Raw genomic sequence first — 18,554 nt, 5'->3', positions numbered from 1 at the left:
CGGCGGGAGCCGGCCGCCCGCGCCTCACACCCTGCGCAGCACGGCGACGACGTTCTGCCCGCCGAAGCCGAAGGCGTTGACCAGGGCGGTGCGCACATCGGTCTTGCGTGCCATGTGCGGCACGAAGTCGAGGTCACCGCACTCGGGGTCGGGGGTGTCCAGGTTGATCGTCGGCGGGACGATGCCGTCGCGCATGGCCAGTGCGGTGACCATCGCGGAGAGCGCGCCGGCCGCGCCGATCATGTGGCCGACCATCGACTTGGGCGAGCTGACCAGCAGCTGCCCGGCGGCCTCGCCGAGGACGGAGCGCACGGCGGCGCTCTCCAGCTTGTCGTTGATCCGGGTGGCCGTGCCGTGTGCGCAGATGTAGTCGATGTCCTCGGGCGCCGCCTGTGCCGCCGCCAGGGCCCGGCGCATGGCCGTCTCGGCGTGCTCGCCGGACGGGTGCGGGGCGCTGACGTGGAAGGCGTCGGAGGTGAGGGCGCCGCCGCTGACCTCCATGTAGGGCGAGGCTCCGCGCGCGGCGGCGTGCGCGGCGGACTCGACGACGAAGACGACGGCGCCCTCGCCGAAGACGAAGCCGTCCCGGTCGGTGTCGAAGGGCCTGCTGGCCTGCTCCGGGGCGTCGTTGCGGGTGGAGAGGGCGCCCATGGTGCTCAGCCCGGTGAACATGACGGGCGTGATGGCGGAGTCCGTGCCGCCGGCCAGCACCACGTCGGCCTCGCCGGCCAGGATCGTCCTGCGGGCCTCCAGCAGTGCGTGGATGCCGCTGGCGCAGGCCAGGGCCGAGGCGTTGACGGGGCCGTGCACGCCGAGGTCGATGGCGACCTCGCAGGCGGGCATGTTGGGGATCACCGAGGAGACGAAGTAGGGGCTGACCTTGCGGGGGTCCTCGTGCATCCGGTCGGTGGACGCCTCGATGCCGGGGAAGCCGGCGACGGCGTTGTTGATCTGGACGCCGACGCGGGCCTGCGGGTCGCCGCCGATCTCCACACCGGCGTCGCGCACGGCCTCACGGGCGGCGACGACGGCGTACTGCGAGAAGCGCTCGGAGCGGCGCAGGCGCTTGCGGTCGAAGTGGTCCTCGGGGACGAAGCCCTTGACCTCGGCGGCGATCCGGGTGGGCATGCCCTCCGGGTCGAATCGGGTGATCTCGGCGACGCCGGAGCGGCCGGCGAGCAGGGCCGACCAGCTCTGCTCGCGGTCGTTGCCGACCGGGGTGAGGGCGCCGATTCCGGTCACCACTACGGCGTTGCTGTGCTGTTGGGACACGGTTTCGCTTTCGGTCGCTGTCTGGTGGGGTCCGGCCCGCCCCGCCCGCGCGTGGGACGGCGCGGGCCCGGGGGCCGTGCGGGAGGGGGCGGGCGTCGGGGGCGGTCAGGCCCCCAGGCGGTGCGCGGCGCGCAGGGCCTCCGCCGTGGCACGTACGGCGTTGAGCCCGGAGGCGTCCCGGGCGCCGCCGACGGTCTCGTACGGGACACCGGCCGCCCGGAGCGCGGGCACGAGCGTGCGTTCGCTCTCCTGGCCGGTGGCGAAGACGACCGTGTCGGCCTCGATGAGGCGTTCCGCGCCGTCGGCGTCGGCGACGACCACACCGTCCCGGGTGATCTCCCGGTAGTGGACGCCGGTGACCATCTCGACGCCGTGGCCGCGCAGTTGGGACATCACGACCCAGCGGGTGCTGGGCCCGGTGCCCGCGGCCATCCGGGCCCCGCGGCGGACCAGGGTGATCCGGTGCCGGGCCGGCGGTGCACCTCCGGCACCTCCGGCGGGTCCGTCGGCGCCCTCGGGGAGTCCGTGCTCCGCGAGGAAGCCCTCCGGCATGGGGGTGCGTGCCCCGGTGAGCAGATGGGCGAGGTCGACGGCGATGCCGCCGCCGCCCAGCAGCACCACCCGCTCCCCCAGTGCCTCCGGGCAGGCGAACGCCTCGGGGTAGGTGAGGGTGTGCAGCCGGGTCCAGCCGGGGATGTCCGGCAGCCGGGGCAGCACGCCCGTGGCCAGCACGGCACCGTCGAAGCCGCGCAGCAGCCCCGCGTCGCCGAGGCCGAGCCGCCTGCCGAGGTGGACGCGGACGCCGAGCCGGTCGAGTTCGGCGCCGTAGTAGCGCAGGGTCGCGCCGAAGTCCTCCTTGCCGGGGACCTGCCGTGCCATCCGGAACTGCCCGCCCGGTTCCCGGGCCGCCTCGAAGAGTTCGACGCGGTGGCCGAGCGCGGCCAGTGCCCGGGCGGCTTCCAGGCCGGCGGGCCCGCCGCCGATGACGGCGTAGCGGCGTGCGGTGTCCCGCGGGCTCTCGGGGAAGTCCAGTTCGTGGCCGGCGCGCGGGTTGACGAGGCAGGAGACCCGCTCGGTGCCGAACGAGCGGTCGATACAGGCTTCGTTGCAGGCCAGGCAGATGTTGACGGGTTCGCCCCGGTCGCGGACGGACTTGGCCACCAGGTCCGGGTCGGCGAGGAAGGGCCGGGCCATGGAGACGAAGTCGATGCCGCCGCCGCGCAGCAGCCCCTCGGCCTGTTCCAGCCTGGTGATCCGGTTGGAGGCGATGACGGGCACATCGGGGTGTCCCGCCGCGCACAGCGCCTTCTTGACCGCCTCGGCGTATCCGGCCCAGGCGCCGGGCGGGACGGCGCCCTGCACGGTGGGGATCCGCGACTCGTGCCAGCCGACGCCCACGTTCAGCGCGGCGGCCCCGCCCTCGGCCAGGGCGACGGCGAACGCGTCGGTCTCCTCCTGGCTGCTGCTTCCGGGCACGAGGTCGGCGCCGGAGATCCGGAACAGGACGGGGAAGTCCTCGCCCGCCGCCTCCCGTACGGCGCGCAGCACGGCCAGCGGGAAGCTGCGGCGGCGCGCGGCGTCGCCGCCCCAGGCGTCGGTGCGGTGGTTGGTGACCGGCGAGAGGAACTGGTTGAGCAGATAGCCCTCGGAGGCCATGATCTCGACGGCGTCGTAGCCGAGTTCACGGGCCGTGGCGGCGCCGCGGGCGAAGTCCGCGAGCGTCCGGGCGATGTCGTCCGCCGTCAGCTCCCGGGGGGTGGTGCGCGCGAAGCGGCTGTGCACCGGGGAGGGGGCGACGGGGGTGAGCCCGGTGCCCTCCAGCAGGGCGTACCGGCCCGCGTGGAAGAGCTGGAGCGCGATCCGCCCGCCCTCCGCGTGCACGGCGTCCGCGGCGGCGCGCAGGGCCGGGTGGTGCGCGGGGTCGTTGACGAGGCTGTAGCCGGGCCCGCCGGCCGCGACCGGGCTGACGGCGGACCCGCCGGTGACGATCAGGCCCGCGCCGCCCCGGGCGCGCCGGGCGTAGAAGGCGGCGAGGGCCGCGCCGTCGTCGTCGAGCCCTTCGAGGTTGAGGTGCATCGCCCCCATGACGACGCGGTTGGCGACCCGGAGCCGGCCGATCGCCCCGGGACGAGTTACGTGTGTGAACACGCCGGACTCCTCACTGTGTGCTGGCCGGTGCCGGGCGCCCGCCGGGAGGGGGCCTGCGGGCGCCCGGCGGGCCGTCATTCGGGCCGCGTCGGGCGCGGCGGGAGCTGGAGCTCGGGGCCGGCGTCGGCGAAGAACGGCGGGGCGACGGCGCTGAGGCCGCCGTCCACGACGAGGGTCTGGCCGGTGATGTACTCCGACTCCGGGGCGAGCAGGAAGGCCAGCACGTCGGCGACCTCCCGCACGGTGCCGGGGCGGCCCTTGGGGATGCGGTCGAGCACGGTCTGCATCTCGGGCATGCCGGGTACGCCGTAGAAGAACTCCAGCGAGTCGGAGTCGATCAGGCCGCCGTTGACCGCGTTGACGTTGACCCCGTAGGGCGCGAACTCCAGCGCCATGTACCGCACCCACGCCTCGATAGCGGCCTTCATGGCGCCGAGCGTGGCGTAGGTCGGGTAGGCGCGGATGGAGCCGTAGGAGGACAGCGTGACGATGCGCCCGCCGTTGTCCATCAGCTTCAGGGCCTCCTGCGCGCCCAGCACGAAGGGGCGCAGGTTCATCGCGTAGGAGCGGTCGAGGTGGTGCGGCTTGAGGTCGACGATGTTCTTGAACGCGCTGGCCGCCGCGTTGGAGACGAACCAGTCGAGCCGTCCGCAGCGCCGGGCGACCTCGTCGAACAGCGCGGTGACGCCCTCGGGGGTCTCGACGTCGGCCTGGACGGTGAAGCCGGTGCCGCCGAGCGCCTCGATGTCGGCGACGGTCTTCTCGGCGAGGTCGGCGTTCTTCTTGTAGTTGACGGCGATCGTCGCGCGGTCGCGGCGGGCCAGCGTCAGCGCCAGCTCCCGCCCGATGCCGCGGGACGCGCCCGTGATCAGCGCGACCTTGCTGGTGTCCTGCACGTCGCTCACCGGTTCCCTCCCTTGTCGCGCAGCCGCGTCAGCTCGCGGAACACGACGGTCTTCTGGATCTCGTTGGTGCCCTCTTCGAAGCGCTGGGCCCGCGCATCCCGGTAAACGCGTTCGATGGCGCTGGTCTTCCAGTACCCGATGCCGCCGTGCACCTGGAGGGCGTTGTCGGTGACGCGGGTGAGCATGCTGACCGCGGTCATCTTCGCCATGGAGGAGAGCATCGAGGCGTCCTCGCGGCCTTCCTCGAAGGCGCGGGCCGCGTGCATCACCAGCTGCTTGGCCGCCTCGATGTCGGCGGCGTTCTCGGCGAGCATGAACTGCACGGCCTGCCGGCTGCTGAGCTTCTTGCCGAAGGTGACGCGCTGCCCGGCGTAGTCGAGGGCCAGCTCCTGTGCGCGCTCGGCCAGGCCGACGCAGCTCATGCCGACGGAGATCCGCGAGGGCGTCAGGAAGCCGCCGAGGGCGACGTCGAGGCCCTGCCCCTCCTTGCCGAGCCGGTGGGCGACGGGCACGGGGGTGTTCTCGAAGCGGATGGTGGCGTGGTCGGTGCCGGTGACGCCCATCGTCTGCGAGGTGTCCTCGACGTGTACGCCCTCGGCGTCGCGCGGTACCAGCAGCGCGACGGTCCCCTCGTGCCCCGTGGTGCCCTCGACGCGGGCGGCGAGCAGGTAGTGGTCGCAGCGCACGCCGAAGGTGATCAGGTGCTTCTCGCCGGTGAGGCGGTAGGTGTCGCCGTCGCGGACGACGCTGGTGGTGATGTCGGCGCCGGTGCCGTTGCCCGGCTCGGTCAGCGTGAAGGCGATCTTGATGTCGCCCTCGATGGCGGGCAGGACGAACTTCTTGCGCTGCTCGTCGTCGGCGAACGGGTCCATGGCCCGCCAGATGCCGTTGACCACGTGGACGATCATGCGGATCGAGCCGTGGGAGCGGGAGAAGATCTCCATCAGCCCCATCCACTGCGTGAACGACACGCCGTGGCCGCCGTATTCACGCGGCGCGGCCATCCGCAGGAAGCCGTGTTCGCGCAGTTCGGCCCAGAGTTCCTCGGGCACCTGGCCGGTGGCCTCGATGCGCTCGGCCCACTCCTCGCCGGGCCCGGTCACCCAGTCGGTGACCTTCTCGCGCAGCCGCTCGTACTGAACGGGCCCCACGCCGTGCGCGCTTGGCTGCTCACTCACTTGTTCTGCCCTTCTTCGCGCTGCGGGCGCAGGCCGCGGGCCCGCTCGCGCAGCACGAACTTCTGGATCTTTCCTACTTCGTTGCGGGGCAGCGCGCCCGCGACGGTCTCCAGGCGCTCCGGCCAGTACTGCTTGGCCACCTGGTGGGTGTCGAGGTACTTCTGCATCTCCTCGAACCCGAGCCCCGGCCCGTCGTCCCCGACGACGACGAAGGCGCAGGCGCGTTCGCCGAGCCGCTCGTCCGGCATGGCGACGACGGCGACGTCCTCGACGGCGGGGTGGTCGTGGAGGAGCTGTTCGACCTCGGCGACGGGGATCTTCTCGCCGCCGCGGTTGATGACGTCCTTGACGCGTCCGGTGATCCGCAGGAAGCCGGAGGCGTCGATGGTGGCGAGGTCGCCGGTGCGGTACCAGCCGTCCGCCGTGAACGCCTCGGCCGTCAGGTCGGGCCGCTCCAGATAGCCGTCGAAGACGGTCGGGGTGAGGATCTCGTAGTTGCCCTCGGTGCCGGGCGGGAGTTCGGTGCCGGAGTCGTCGGTGACACGGATGCGCACCCCGGGCAGCGCCCGTCCGTCGGTGCCCCAGCGCTGGGCCGGTTCGTCGCCGGGCGCGGCCAGCGCGGCGAGGCAGGTCTCGGTGCTGCCGAAGGCGCCGAGCACGGTGGTGCCCAGGACCCGCCCGGCCCGCTCGGCGAGGCCGCGCGGGACGGTGGCGCCGGTGGCGACGAAGATCCGCAGATCCTGGGGGGCGCGTTCACCGTCCTCGACGGCGCGCACCAGGTCCATCAGGAACGGCGTCGCGGCCTGCACGAAGGTCGCGCGGTGTGCGCGCAGCGACTCCAGGGCGAGCTTCGCGTTCCACTCGGCCTGCACGATCTGCGGGACGCCGAGCACGAGCGCGAGCCACATGCCGTACAGGAATCCGGTCTGGTGGGCGAGCGGCGAGGGGATCCAGATGGTGTCGGCGCCCGTCAGCCCGAGGTGCCGGATCTCCATGGAGACGGCGCGGGTGAGCGAGTTGGAGCGCTGGAGGACGCCCTTGGGCTCGCCGGTGGTGCCGGAGGTGAACAGCAGCTGGGTGAGGTCCTCGGGGTCGGGCACCCGCCCGGCCAGGGCCTCCTGGTCGGTGGGGGCGGCGGCGAGCGCGCTCTCCCAGTCGTGCCAGTGCAGTCGGCCGGCGGCGCCGCGGGCGTCGGGCAGCCGGGCGGCGCCGCTCTCCGCCGGCAGGACGACGACGTGTTCGAGCTTGCCGACGTCGGCGGTGCCCTCGGCGACGAGCGCGGCGATCTCCGCTGCGTGGTGCCGGCCGCGGAACTCGTCGGGCAGCAGCAGCACGCGGGCGCCGGAGCGGCGCAGCATGAACGCGGCCTCGCGCTCCCGGAAGATCGGCATGATCGGGCAGCACAGCGCCCGCACCCGCAGGCAGGCCAGCGCGATGGCGGTGAACTCGGCCCGGTTGGGCAGCTGGAAGGCGACGGCCTCGCCGGGCTGCACACCGAGCTTCAGCAGCAGGGTGGCGATGTGCTCGCTGCGCTCGTGCAGCGCGGACCAGGTGAGCGTGGTGCTGCCGCCGCTGCGGACGTCGACGACGGCGGCGCCCTCGGGGTCGGCGGCGGCGCGGCGGGCGACGAGTTCGGGCAGCGTGCGCTTGGCGGCCTCGTCGGGCCGGGAGACGTCGAGCGGTTCGGGCGAGGCGGGGCGCCTGCCCCCTTCGACGGTCATGGGGATGCCGAGCGTGTTCATGGACTCCAGGAACGTCGGATACGAGATCCGGTACGCGTTCGGGTAGGTGAGGGTGGAGCAGCCGGACGCCCGGGAGGCGGCGACGGCCAGGGACATCAGCACGCGGTGGTCGTTGAAGGAGGACAGCCGGGTGCCGACCAGCCGCCGGGCTCCCCCGGCGACGCGCAACGTCTCGCCCTCCAGCTCCAGTTCGCCGCCCATGGAGTTGAGCTGGAGCATCGCGGCGGCCCGGTCGGACTCCTTGAGCCGGGTGTGCGCGACGTTGTGGAAGACGGTCTCGCCCTGCGCGAAGGTGCCGAGCGTGGAGAGGATCGGCAGCATGTCGGGCACCTCGCGGCAGTCCACCTCGACTCCCTTGAGGTCGACGCCGTCGTGCCGGATCCGTACGCCCCGGCCCTCCTCGTCCAGCTCCATGGGGACGCCCATGGCCTGTGCGATGTCGAGGAAGTGCGCCTCGGGGTGGTCGGCGGGTCCGCCGTGCAGCTTGTGCATGCCGCGCAGCAGGACGTCGGAGGGGTGCAGTGCGGCGGCGGCGATCCCGAAGGCGGCGGAGCCGATGTCGGGCGGCATGGTCAGATCGGTGGGCCGCGCCTGCTGGCCGCCCTCGATCTCGAAGCACCGCCAGTCCTCGGCGACGGTGACCTCCAGCCCGAACTGCCGCATCATCGCCACGGTCAGCTCCAGGTAGGGCTGTTCGTTGAGTTCGCCCTCCACCTCGATGACGGTGGGGCCGGTCGCGAACGGCGCGAGCAGGATGAGCCCGGAGATCCACTGCGAGAGGGTGCCGGCGATCCGGACGTGGCCGCCGGTCGGCCGCTTGTTCTGTACGTGCACGGGCGGGCAGCCGTCGGCGGACTCCAACTCGACGCCCATGCCGCGCAGTGCGTCCAGCAGCGGGCCGACGGGGCGGCGCTTGAAGTACTTCTGTCCGGTCACGGAGACCGGGCGTTCGGCCAGCGAGGCCAGCCCGATCATGAAGTAGAGCGTGGTGCCGGAGCTGCCGGCCGAGACGGACGAGCGGCGCGGGCGGTAGGGCCCGCCGTGGACGACGAAGGAGTCGCCGTCCACCTCGATCCGCGTCCCCAGGCCGCGCAGCAGCTGCACCGTGTACTGCACGTGCCGGGCGTCGGACAGTCCGCGTACGACGCTGGTGCCCTCCGCCAACGAGGCGAGGATCAGGGCGCGGTGGGCGTGGTACTTGGAGTTGGGGACGAGGACCTCGCCTGCCAGGGGCTGGCGCGTTCCTTTGACAAGAAGGTGCATCAGGGGTGCTTCCCATACCCGGGGGTCGCGGCACGGCGCGCGTGCCTTGGGCGGATGAAGGACGGTGGAGGACGGTGGAAGAGGGAGTGCAAGGGCTGTGTGGCGCAGGGCTTTTGAGCCCCGCGGTGTAGCGGTGTGCCGATCCTGGCCAGCGGCCGAGCACGAGGCGTGGCGCCGTGCCGTGGCAGGGCGCCGCACCCCGTGCGACTCCCCCGTCCGGAGCAACACCGCGGCGCCGAGGGGCGCACGCGCGAGCGGGCACGACGGCGTAGGCCGCGGCGGGCGCGGCCGACTCTGCGTGACGATCCCTCACGCGTCGTGAACTCACTGACGCAGCACGAAATTTCGCGGCCGCGGCGCCCGCCCTCGGGTGTGGGAGGGCAGGGCGCGGCGCGCGAGGGCACCGCTCACGGACGGGCGGGCAGGCGCGCGGGCGGGCCCGTCATGGCAGACGGGCGGCGGCGCGCCGGGGCCGCACGGGAGGCGAGGAGGGTCCGGCCCTGTGGGGCGGGCCGGTCCGTTCGGCGGACCGGTCTATCCGCTGGAGACGAAAGGACGGCGGACGGCGGACGGCGAGGCCGCCGGCGTACGCACGGGAGGCGTGTGGAGAGCCCTCATCCGAGGGGACCCGCAAAGGCTGCTGTCGCGGCGCGAGGTCGTGGCAGGAGCCCCGTCACGGGCATCCCGGATGACGAGCCCGAAGCGGGTGGACGCGGTGCGTCCACGCACGGTTCGATCGTGCTCAGTCATGCCCCGGTTATATCAGGTGTATGTGGCACCTAAAGATGCCGGGGGTGGTTTCCGTGGCCTGACTCCCCGTCATGCCACACCTGTCCGACGGGATCCGCCCCGCAGCCCGGGGCGCCCGGCGGGGAGCGCGTACCCGCGGGACCGCCCCGCCGCGCGGCCGGCCGGCGCCGCGCGCGAGGATCGTCCCCGACGGTCCACCGCGACCGCCGATGTCCCGACCGCCGCACGCCCGAGGAGCGCCGTGACGAAGCCCGCAGCCGAAGCACCCGTCTACGTCCCCCGCACCCTGACCGACGCCGCGATGCGCGCGGTGCACGCGCTGGGCCGCCCCGTGGTCACCGGCGGCGAGGACCCGCCGGAGCGGGCCGCGCTGCTGCGGGACGCGGCGGGCGCCGCCGCGGTCGTGTGCACGGTGACCGAGCGGATCGACGCGGAGTTCCTCCAGGCCGCGGGCCCGGCGCTCCGGGTCGTCTCCAACACCGCGGTGGGTTACGACAACATCGATGTGCCGGCCGCGACGGAGCGCGGTGTGCGGGTGTGCAACACCCCGGGCGTGCTGGACGGCGCGACCGCCGATCTGGCGATGGCGCTGCTGCTGGCCGCGGCGCGGCGCGTCACCGAGGGCGACCGGTTCCTGCGGGGGCGCCCGGAGTGGGTGTGGGGCCCGCAGATGCTGCTCGGGCTGGATCTGAGCGCCGGCGCCACCCTGGGCATCGTCGGCTACGGGCGCATCGGACAGGCGGTCGCCCGCCGGGCACGGGCGTTCGACATGACGGTGGTGGCCACGCCCACCAGGGACCATCCCGAGGGCAGCACCGACGCCGACGGCACGGCCTTCCTGCCGCTCGACCGGCTGCTGGAGCGCAGCGACGCGGTGAGCGTGCACGTACCGCTGACCGACCGGACCCGCGGCCTCATCGACGCGGACGCCCTGGCCCGGATGCCGGCGCACGCCGTCCTGGTCAACACCGCACGCGGCGGCATCGTCGACGAACACGCCCTCGCCGAGGCGCTGCACGCGGGCCGGCTCGGCGCGGCGGCGCTGGACGTCTTCGACGGGGAGCCCGCGGTGAACCCGGAACTGCTCGGGGCGCCGCGCCTGGTCATGACCCCGCACATCGGCAGCGCCGGGCGGCACACCCGCGATCGCATGGGGCTGCTCGCGGTGGCCAACGCGGCGGCGGTGCTGCGCGGCGAGGAACCGCGGGCGCCGGTCAACTGAGCGGAGGGCCGCCGCCCGCCCGGGGGTTCACAGGGCGCTGTGGTAGACCCACAGCCCCTCGTGGCGCAGGAACCGGCTGTGCTCCTCCTGGACGCCCGGGCCGTCCGCCGTGGTGTAGTGCGCGCGGAAGGCGACGGTGCCCTCGGCGTGGAACGCGCTCCCGCCGGTGGTGGTCAGGATCTCCAGACCCGTCCAGCGCGGCCCGTCGGCCGTGCCCTCGACGTCCAGCCGGGCGGGGCGGGTGGCGGGGTGCCAGGTGCGCAGCAGATATCCGGCGTCCCCGACGACGAAGGCGCTGTACCGGGAACGCATCAGCGCCTCAGCCGTGGCGGCGGGCCGCCCGCCGTGCGCCCGGCCGCAGCAGTCCCCGAAGGGGGTGCCGGAGCCGCAGGGGCAGGGCCCGGGCGGCCCGGGCGGGGCCGTGCGGGCGCCGGGGCGCGGGCGTCGGCCGCTCTTGCGTGAGGACATGCGTCCATGGTGCCGGAACCCCGGCGCGGGCCCGTCCCCGGGGGCGGGCCCGCGGACGCCGGCTAGGAGTTGCTCTCCCCGGTGGGCTGTGGGGGCGGGGTGGGGAACTGCTGGGCCGGGGGGCTGTCGAGGGTCTCCAGGACGGCGCCGGCCTGCTGGACCAGGATCGAGCGCAGCGGGAAGGACGGCGCGTCCAGGACCAGGCAGACGGCGCCCATCAGCGTGACCACGGTGACGAGCGGCACCCAGACCCGCGCCAGCCGCCGTGCCCCCGCCAGGCTCTCGTCCCTGCCCGCCATGTCCTCAACCCGCTTGTCTCTGCCGTGCGTTCGCCACATGGCGGGATTCATGGTCGCGCGGCCGGGCCGCAACACCGGCGGTCTGACAAGATCACTCGTTGCGGCGAATCTGCCCGCCGACCCGTACGGGGCCCGGCTCACAGCGGGGTGACGGCCTTGAGCACCAGGAACAGCGCCATGGAGGCGTTCAGCGAGGAGGCCGCCGAGACGGTGGTGCCCGCGGCGGCGACGAACGCGGCGAGCCCGGCGGTGCTGGCCGCCGGAGGCCAGCCGCGGGACGGCGGCACGGGGCCGAGCAGCGCGGCCACCCGGCGGGGCACGGGCCCGGCGGCGGCGAAGCCGGCGAGGCCGCCGGCCGGGGCGGTGCCGGCGGGGGTGAGCAGCGCGGCGCGGGCGACCGTCCGCGCGGTCAGCCGCCGGTCGGCGACGGCGAGCGCGGCGTCCTCGTCGGCCCAGCGCTCCGCGTTGTAGGCGACGGCCTCACGCAGCGGGCGCAGCAGCGGATTGGCGCAGGCGGCGAGGCGCACGGCGAGCAGATGGCGGTGGTGGCCGGCGGCGAGGTGTGCGCGCTCGTGGGCCAGCAGCGCGGCGCGCTCGTCCGCGTCCAGGGCGTCCAGCATGGCGGTGGAGACGACGACACGGCCCGGGGCGCGGGCGGTGCCCGGCAGCGCGTAGGCGTAGGGCGCCGGGTCGGGGAGCACGGCGAGGTCCCGGTCGGCGGAGCGGGGCGTCAGCCCGGCGAGCGCGGCGTGGGCCCGGGCACGCACCCGCAGATGCCGGCGGATCGCGACGGTGCCGGCGCCGAGCACCAGCGCCAGCGCGCCTATCGCCGCCGTACCGCTGATCTCGGCGTACGGGACGACGGCCCGCACCTGCGGGTCGGCCCACGCGTCGGGCAGCGGGTTGCCGGGCAGCTGGGCGGTCCCGACGACCATGAGGAGCAGCAGGCACAGGGTGCTGCACAGCGCGAGCACACAGCCGAGTGCCGTCAGCAGCCGGGTGGCGCTGCGCGGGTGGAGGTGCTGTGCCGCCACCCGCGCGATGGGCAGGGCGGTGAGCGGCAGAACGAGCGGCAGGAAGACGAAGACGCCCATCGCTCAGTTCGCCTCCGGCTCCCCGGGCCCGTCGGGCGCTTCCTCGGCGGCCCGCAGCAGCTGGCGCATCAGCCGCTCGTCGTCGGGGCCGAGCGAGGAGACGAAGCTGGCGAGGACCGCGTCCCGGTCGGCCTCGCTGTCCAGGACGCGGCGCATCCGCAGGGCGGCGAGCCCGGCCTCGTCCGCGACCGGGCTCCAGACGTAGGAGCGGCCCTCGCGGGTGCGGGTGACCGCCTGCTTGGCGTGCAGCCGGGTCAGGATCGTGACGACGGTCGTGTAGGCGAGGTCGCCCCCGAGCCGCTCCTGCACCCAGGCGGCCGTGACCGGTTCCTGGGCCGTGCCCAGCACGGAGAGGACCAGCCCCTCCAGCTCGCCCTGGCCGCGCCTGCGCGCCCCCGTGCGGCGTTCGGGCCGCCCGCGCCGTCCGGCGCCGCTGTCGTTGCCTGCCACGGCGGCGGTCACCTCCCTCTCCTCGCTCGCCTGTCCCGGCGCGTCTCGGCAGCCGGGTGCGGAGGCCGCATCCTACTCACTGTGCTGCGGCCCCCGGCCCGGTGTGCGCGAGAGCGGGCGCGCTGACAGGTTCAGCGGCGGGTCACAGGTCGAACTCCTCCGGCGGGATCTGGAGGGTGAAGCACGCCTCGCGGACGACGGCGCGCTCGTCCTTGTCGAAGTCGCCGTCGGCGCCGCCGATGACGATGCCGATCTGGATGACGGCCCGTGCCTCGGTGGGCTTCTTGGCGGCCTTGCCGATCGTCTGGAGGACGCTGACCTTGCCGAAGTCGAAGTCGGTCATCAGCTTCTGGCAGTAGTCCTCGAAGCGGCGGCGCAGATCGTCCGCCTCGAAGTTCTGGAGCACCTCGTTGGTGGCGATCAGCGAGGCGACCCGCTGCCGCTCCGCGGGGTCGACGGAGCCGTCGGCCGCCGCCACCAGCGCGCACATGGCCATGCTCGCATCCCGGAACGCGCCGCTCTTGAGGTCGTTCTTCTTCGCGTTGAGCTGCGTCTGCATCGTCGCGGCGGAATCCTTGAGCCGGTCCCACAAAGCCATGAAGGTTCCTTCTGTCGGGGGCAGTTGACCTGTGCCGTGACCCATAGGAGGCCTCTACACCTACGTAGAGCCAGGCGCTCGAATCTATCAGTCCGTCGCCATCTCCTTGAAAGCGCGCGTCTGTTGGGCGATGGCCCGCTCCGTGGGGAGCCGCTCGATGGACGAGGCGCCGAAGAAGCCGGCGACGCCCCGGGTGTGCCGCAGCACATAGGCGGCGTCCTCCGGTTCGGCGATCGGACCGCCGTGGCACAGGACGAGGACGTCCGGGTCGACGCGCCGGGCCGCGTCGTGCATCGCCTGGACCCGTTCGACGGCCTCGTCCAGGGTGGGCGCCGTGCCCGCGCCGATCGCGCCCTTCGTGGTGAGCCCCATGTGCGGGACGAGGACGTCGGCGCCGGCCCGTGCCATGTCGGCCGCCTGCTCGGGGTCGAAGACGTACGGCGCGGTGAGCAGGCCGCGCTCCCGGGCGAGGCGGACGGCGTCGACCTCCAGCCCGTACCCCATGCCGGTCTCCTCCAGGTTGACCCGGAAGAGGCCGTCGATCAGGCCGACCGTGGGGAAGTTCTGCACCCCGGTGAAGCCCAGCGCCGCCAGCTGGTCCAGGAAGCGGCCCATGTCACGGAACGGGTCGGTCGCACAGATACCGGCGAGGACCGGGGTGTCCCGGACGACGGGCAGCACCTCGCGGGCCATGTCCACCACGATGGCGTTGGCGTCGCCGTAGGGCAGCATTCCCGCGAGCGAGCCGCGGCCGGCCATCCGGAACCGCCCCGAGTTGTAGACGATCAGCAGATCGACTCCCCCGGCCTCGGCGCACTTGGCGGACAGTCCGGTGCCCGCGCCCGCGCCGATGATCGGACGTGCGGCGGCGGCCTGTGCGCGCAGCCGGGCGAGTGCGTGTTCGCGGTCCATGGCGGCTCCTCGTCTGCTGGAATCTCCGGTCCGGCACCGGCCGTTCAGCCGGCGGTGATCAGTGCGTGCAGCCGGTCCGCCGCGGTGTGCGCGAACCCCGGGTCGTTCAGATGGGCGTCCAGGAGGTGGACGGGGATCCGGGTGCCCGCCAGCCGGTCGCGGAGGGCGGCGAGCCCCGCGGCGTCGGCCGCCGCGTCCTCGAAGGGGCCGCCGGCCGTGTCCACGGCGGAGACGCCGCGCAGCGGCCACAGCACCTCCACCGGTCCGGCCGAGGCGGCGAGCTTGCGGCCCATGGCGGCGCCGAGCGCGGCCATCTCCTCGGCGGTGGTGCGCATCAGCGTCACCGTCTCGTTGTGCTCCAGCAGCCGGCGGCCGGCGAAGCGGGCCGGAACGGTGGGCCGCGGGCCGAAGTTGACCATGTCGAGGGCGCCGGGCGCGACGATCTGCGGCACCCCGGCGGCGCCCGCAGCGGTGAGCCGGTCCGGCCCGGCGCTGAGCACTCCCCCGACGAGTTCGTCGGCCAGTTCGGTGGTGGTCAGATCGAGCACTCCGGCCAGTGCGCCGTCGGCGGCCAGCTTCTCCACGGCCCGGCCGCCGGCGCCGGTCGCGTGGAAGACCAGCACCTCGTAGCCGCGTCCGGTCAGCCGGGCACGTGCCGCGTCGACGGCGGGCGTCGTCACCCCGAACATCGTGGCGGCGACGACCGGCCGCGAGGGGCGGGCGGCAGCGGCGCCGCGGTCCGCGTACCCCCGGGCCATGGCGGCGGCGGCGGCCGTCGCATTGCCCAGCACCCGCGTCGAGAGGGAGTTGAGGCCGGCGATGTCCGCCACGCTGTGCATCAGCGTGACGTCGGCGCTGCCCACATAGGCGCGCACGTCCCCGCCGGCCATGGTGCTCACCAGCAGCTTCGGCACACCGAACGGCAGGGCCCGCATGGCGCGTGCCGCGATCGCCGACCCGCCGCTGCCGCCGGCCGCCAGCAGCGCGTGCAGCCGCCCGCGCCCGTGCAGCCCGCACACGACGCGCTCCAGCCCGGCGGCCATCGCGGCCACGGCTGCGCCCCGGTCGCCGTCCGCGCGCAACCGCTCCAGCCGGGCGCCGCCCGCGCGGGCGATCTCCTCCGCCGTGATGTCGCACCCGGGCCGGCCGGGCGCCGCCAGCACGCCGGTGTCGGCCAGCACCACCTCGCAGCCGTGCGCCCGCAGTCGCTCGCGCATCCAGGCGTACTCCTCGCCCTTGGTGTCGAGCGTGCCCGCCAGCACCACCGTCGCCATCCGGCCCCTCCCCTTCTCCCGGCCCGTCCCGTTCCCCGGTGCGTCCGCCTCTCCCCGCGCGGCCCGCCGCTCCTCCGCCTCTTCCCGCGTCCGGCCGGGTCCCGCGCACCGGACCGCACGAGGACCCCACGAGACCGCACGAGGACCGCACGAGACCCACGGGAGGACCGCGGCAACACCACAGGAAGACTGCCCCGTACGGAAGTTGACGCACACTCGCCACCCGCCGGGCGTGCGGTGGTCTGGACAGGGGGACCGCCCCCGCACACCCTTGCGGAACGATCAGTTCTCGCGCGCGTCCCGATCGGGGGTAGGGAGCATGTACCGTCCGGACCTTTCTCCTGTGGCGGACAGCCTCGCGCTCTCCGCGCTGGCGGGAGCGCTGCCGCTGCTCACGCTGTTCGTCCTGCTCGGCGCGGTACGGCTGAAGGCGCACTGGGCCGGGCTGGCGGCGCTGGCCGTCGCCGTGCTCGTCGCGGTGACGGCGTACGGCATGCCGCCCGGGCTCGCGCTGCTGGCCGGGGCGGAGGGCGCCGCCTTCGGGCTGTTCCCGATCATGTGGATCGTCGTCGCCGCGCTGTGGGTGCACCAACTCACCGTCTTCAGCGGCCGGTTCGAGGATCTGCGGCGCTCGTTCAACCTCGTCAGCGACGATCCGCGGGTACAGGCGCTGCTCATCGCCTTCTGCTTCGGCGCGCTGCTGGAGGCCCTGGCCGGCTTCGGCGCGCCGGTCGCGATCACCGGGGTGATGCTCATGGCGCTGGGGTTCTCGCCGGTGCGTGCCGCGGTGACCGCGCTCGTCGCCAACACCGCACCCGTCGCGTTCGGCGCCGTCGCGACGCCGATCATCACCGCCGGCTCGCTCACCGGGATCTCCTACGAGGACATCGGCGCGTATGTGGGCCGGCAGACCCCGCTGCTGGCGCTCTTCGTCCCGCTGCTGCTGGTGGCGCTGGTGGACGGGGTACGCGGGATGCGCCAGACCTGGCCGGTGGCCCTGGTGTGCGGTGCGGCCTTCGCGCTGGCGCAGTTCGTGAGCGCTTCGTTCGTCTCCGTCGAACTGACCGACATCATCGCCTCGCTCGTCTCCCTCGCGGCCGTCGTCGGCTTTCTGCGGCTGTGGCGGCCCGCCGGCGGCGCCCGGGTACGCGAGAGCCTGCGCACGGCCGCCGCTCGGGAGGGTGCCGACGCCCGGTCGGACGGGCCGGAGCCGTCGGACGCCGGGGCCGGGGCGGCGCGGGACGGCGCCCGGGACGGCGAGGGCGCCCGGCTCGGCACGGCGCGGATGCTGCTGGCCTTCCTGCCGTACCTCGTCGTCATCGCCGTCTTCTCCGTCGCCAAACTGTGGGACGCGGCCGAGGAGTTCCTGGCGGGCACCGATGTCCAAGTGGCCTGGCCCGGGCTGGACGGGCAGGTGCTGACCGCCGCGGGCGAACGCTCCTCCACCACGGTCTACGCCTTCCCGTGGCTGTCCTCCCCGGGCTCGCTGCTGTTGCTGTGCGGGGTGCTGGTGGCCGCCGCCTACCGGCTGCGGATCGCGGACGCCGCACGGGAGTTCGCCCGCACCGTCGTCTCGCTGCGGTGGGCGCTGCTGACGGTCGCCTGTGTGCTGGCCCTGGCGTACGTCATGAACCTCTCCGGGCAGACCGTGACGGTCGGCACCTGGATCGCGGGCGCGGGCGCCGCCTTCGCGTTCCTCTCGCCGCTGCTGGGCTGGCTGGGCACCGCCGTCACCGGCTCCGACACCTCGGCCAACGCGCTCTTCGCGACGCTCCAGCAGTCCGCTGCGGGCAGGGCCGGGCTGGATCCGACGCTGCTGGTGGCGGCGAACACCTCCGGCGGTGTCGTGGGCAAGATGATCAGCCCGCAGAACCTGACCATCGCGGCCACCGCCGTGGGGCTGACCGGCCGGGAGTCCGAGCTGTTCCGCAAGGCGATCGCCTGGAGCCTGCTGCTGCTCCTGGTCCTGTGCCTCCTGGTGTTCGCCCAGTCGCACGGCCTCGCCTGGATGCTGCCTTGACGCGACGGCCCCGCCGGAGCCGGGTCCGTTCCGGCCGCCCCGCGTCCGCGTCCCGCGCGTCCGCGCTCGGCGGCCCGCCCGGGAGCCGCCCGGCAGGCCCCGGCAGGCCCGGACGACCGTGCCATCATCGCCGGATGGCACAGGACGAGGGCTACCTTCTGGACAACCGGCAGGCCGAGGCGGGCGCCCGCTTCGACGCGCTGTCCGCGCTCTTCGACGCCTCGACGTTCCGGCACTTCGAGCGGCTCGGCGTCGACGAGGGATGGCGGTGCTGGGAGGTCGGCGCCGGCGGGCCGGCCGTCGCCGCCTGGCTCGCCCGCCGGACCGGCCCCCGGGGACGGGTGCTCGCCACCGACATCGATGTGTCCCGGGCCGGTGCGGCCGCCGCCGAGGGAGTCGAGGTGCGCCGGCACGACGTGGCCCTCGATCCCCCGCCGGAGGGGCCCTTCGACCTGGTGCACGCCCGCCTCGTCCTCGTCCATGTCGCCGACCGCGACGCCGCGTTGCGCTCCATGACCGAGGCGCTGCGTCCCGGCGGCCGGCTGCTCGTCGAGGACGCCGACCCGGCGATGCAGCCGCTGATCTGCCCGGACGAGTACGGCCCCGAACAGGAGCTGGCGAACCGGCTGCGGCACGGTTTCCGCCGGCTGCTGCGCGACCGCGGCGCCGATCTCGCCTACGGGCGCAAGCTGCCGCGGCTGCTGCGCGAGGCCGGCCTCGAACAGGTCGGCGCTGACGCGTATTTCCCCCTGGCGTCTCCGGCGTGCGACGCGCTGGAGACGGCCACCGTGCAACAGGTGCGCGACAGGCTCGTCGCCGCGGGGCTCGCCACGGACGAGGAGATCGAGCGGCACCTCTCCCATGTCGCGGCCGGCCGCCTGGATCTCGCCACCTCGCCGATGATCTCGGCCTGGGGGCGACGGCCGGATCCGGCCCCGCCGTCCGGTGTACGCGGCTAG

Annotated in this window: 15 protein-coding genes; 3 read left to right on the top strand and 12 right to left on the bottom strand. The window is 74.3% G+C overall.

What is annotated here, in order from left to right; translation table 11 throughout:
• Positions 1-24 precede the first annotated feature (24 nt).
• From fabF to aroA, 5 genes are all read right to left on the bottom strand, one after another.
• On the bottom strand, positions 25-1,245 hold the full coding sequence (gene fabF, locus SCA03_RS00515; RefSeq protein WP_030890780.1) for a beta-ketoacyl-ACP synthase II: 1,221 nt from the start codon (positions 1,243-1,245) through the stop codon (positions 25-27).
• 132 nt (positions 1,246-1,377) lie between these two features.
• Positions 1,378-3,420, bottom strand: coding sequence for an oxidoreductase (locus SCA03_RS00510; RefSeq protein WP_141275151.1), 2,043 nt, complete (start codon positions 3,418-3,420; stop codon positions 1,378-1,380).
• Positions 3,421-3,494: 74 nt separating this feature from the next.
• Positions 3,495-4,325, bottom strand: coding sequence for a 1-cyclohexenylcarbonyl-CoA reductase (gene chcA / locus SCA03_RS00505; protein ID WP_030879082.1), 831 nt, complete (start codon positions 4,323-4,325; stop codon positions 3,495-3,497).
• The gene (locus tag SCA03_RS00500) at positions 4,322-5,476 is read right to left on the bottom strand and encodes an acyl-CoA dehydrogenase family protein (RefSeq protein ID WP_030879085.1); all 1,155 of its coding nucleotides are present in this window, start codon (positions 5,474-5,476) and stop codon (positions 4,322-4,324) included. Before SCA03_RS00500 ends, chcA begins: the two co-directional genes overlap by 4 nt.
• A gap of 23 nt (positions 5,477-5,499) precedes the next feature.
• Positions 5,500-8,508: a 3-phosphoshikimate 1-carboxyvinyltransferase gene (gene aroA / locus SCA03_RS00495; protein WP_030879087.1), complete on the bottom strand. Its 3,009-nt coding sequence runs from the start codon at positions 8,506-8,508 to the stop codon at positions 5,500-5,502.
• A gap of 991 nt (positions 8,509-9,499) precedes the next feature.
• Between aroA and SCA03_RS00490 the strand changes: the two genes are divergently transcribed.
• On the top strand, positions 9,500-10,480 hold the full coding sequence (locus SCA03_RS00490; RefSeq protein ID WP_030879089.1) for a 2-hydroxyacid dehydrogenase: 981 nt from the start codon (positions 9,500-9,502) through the stop codon (positions 10,478-10,480).
• Positions 10,481-10,507: 27 nt separating this feature from the next.
• On the opposite strand, the gene SCA03_RS00485 is transcribed toward SCA03_RS00490, so the two are convergent.
• The 7 genes from SCA03_RS00485 to SCA03_RS00455 all read right to left on the bottom strand — a co-directional run bounded on the left by SCA03_RS00485 (position 10,508) and on the right by SCA03_RS00455 (position 15,575).
• Positions 10,508-10,948, bottom strand: coding sequence for a YchJ family protein (locus tag SCA03_RS00485; RefSeq protein ID WP_141275150.1), 441 nt, complete (start codon positions 10,946-10,948; stop codon positions 10,508-10,510).
• Positions 10,949-11,010: 62 nt separating this feature from the next.
• Positions 11,011-11,247, bottom strand: coding sequence for a hypothetical protein (locus SCA03_RS00480; protein WP_030890789.1), 237 nt, complete (start codon positions 11,245-11,247; stop codon positions 11,011-11,013).
• A 137-nt stretch (positions 11,248-11,384) separates the two neighbouring features.
• Positions 11,385-12,341, bottom strand: a complete 957-nt coding sequence (locus SCA03_RS00475; RefSeq protein WP_030879094.1) for a M56 family metallopeptidase — start codon at positions 12,339-12,341, stop codon at positions 11,385-11,387.
• 3 nt (positions 12,342-12,344) lie between these two features.
• A complete protein-coding gene (locus tag SCA03_RS00470; RefSeq protein WP_030879096.1) occupies positions 12,345-12,791 on the bottom strand; it encodes a BlaI/MecI/CopY family transcriptional regulator in 447 nt (148 codons plus the stop codon).
• 142 nt (positions 12,792-12,933) lie between these two features.
• Positions 12,934-13,389, bottom strand: coding sequence for a tellurite resistance TerB family protein (locus SCA03_RS00465; protein WP_030879097.1), 456 nt, complete (start codon positions 13,387-13,389; stop codon positions 12,934-12,936).
• An 87-nt stretch (positions 13,390-13,476) separates the two neighbouring features.
• Entirely contained in the window at positions 13,477-14,301 is an 825-nt protein-coding gene (locus SCA03_RS00460; protein WP_030879099.1) for a phosphoenolpyruvate hydrolase family protein, read from the bottom strand.
• 44 nt (positions 14,302-14,345) lie between these two features.
• Positions 14,346-15,575, bottom strand: coding sequence for a Tm-1-like ATP-binding domain-containing protein (locus tag SCA03_RS00455; RefSeq protein ID WP_030890793.1), 1,230 nt, complete (start codon positions 15,573-15,575; stop codon positions 14,346-14,348).
• Between the two features lie 319 nt (positions 15,576-15,894).
• Between SCA03_RS00455 and SCA03_RS00450 the strand changes: the two genes are divergently transcribed.
• Positions 15,895-17,595, top strand: a complete 1,701-nt coding sequence (locus SCA03_RS00450; RefSeq protein ID WP_086815321.1) for an L-lactate permease — start codon at positions 15,895-15,897, stop codon at positions 17,593-17,595.
• Positions 17,596-17,729: 134 nt separating this feature from the next.
• Positions 17,730-18,554: a methyltransferase domain-containing protein gene (locus SCA03_RS00445; protein ID WP_086815322.1), complete on the top strand. Its 825-nt coding sequence runs from the start codon at positions 17,730-17,732 to the stop codon at positions 18,552-18,554.

This window comes from Streptomyces cacaoi, assembly GCF_006539165.1.
GTDB classification, from domain to species: domain Bacteria; phylum Actinomycetota; class Actinomycetes; order Streptomycetales; family Streptomycetaceae; genus Streptomyces; species Streptomyces cacaoi.
Note: the sequence above shows the minus strand (reverse complement) of the source record. Positions and strands in the feature narration are given on the sequence as shown.

Coding starts and splice junctions, on each gene's coding strand:
- aroA (WP_030879087.1), bottom strand. CDS start 8,508: ATGCACCTTCTTGTCAAAGGAACGCGCCAGCCCCTGGCAGGCGAGGTC.
- SCA03_RS00485 (WP_141275150.1), bottom strand. CDS start 10,948: ATGTCCTCACGCAAGAGCGGCCGACGCCCGCGCCCCGGCGCCCGCACG.
- SCA03_RS00480 (WP_030890789.1), bottom strand. CDS start 11,247: ATGGCGGGCAGGGACGAGAGCCTGGCGGGGGCACGGCGGCTGGCGCGG.
- SCA03_RS00475 (WP_030879094.1), bottom strand. CDS start 12,341: ATGGGCGTCTTCGTCTTCCTGCCGCTCGTTCTGCCGCTCACCGCCCTG.
- SCA03_RS00465 (WP_030879097.1), bottom strand. CDS start 13,389: ATGGCTTTGTGGGACCGGCTCAAGGATTCCGCCGCGACGATGCAGACG.
- SCA03_RS00460 (WP_030879099.1), bottom strand. CDS start 14,301: ATGGACCGCGAACACGCACTCGCCCGGCTGCGCGCACAGGCCGCCGCC.
- SCA03_RS00455 (WP_030890793.1), bottom strand. CDS start 15,575: ATGGCGACGGTGGTGCTGGCGGGCACGCTCGACACCAAGGGCGAGGAG.
- SCA03_RS00450 (WP_086815321.1), top strand. CDS start 15,895: ATGTACCGTCCGGACCTTTCTCCTGTGGCGGACAGCCTCGCGCTCTCC.
- SCA03_RS00445 (WP_086815322.1), top strand. CDS start 17,730: ATGGCACAGGACGAGGGCTACCTTCTGGACAACCGGCAGGCCGAGGCG.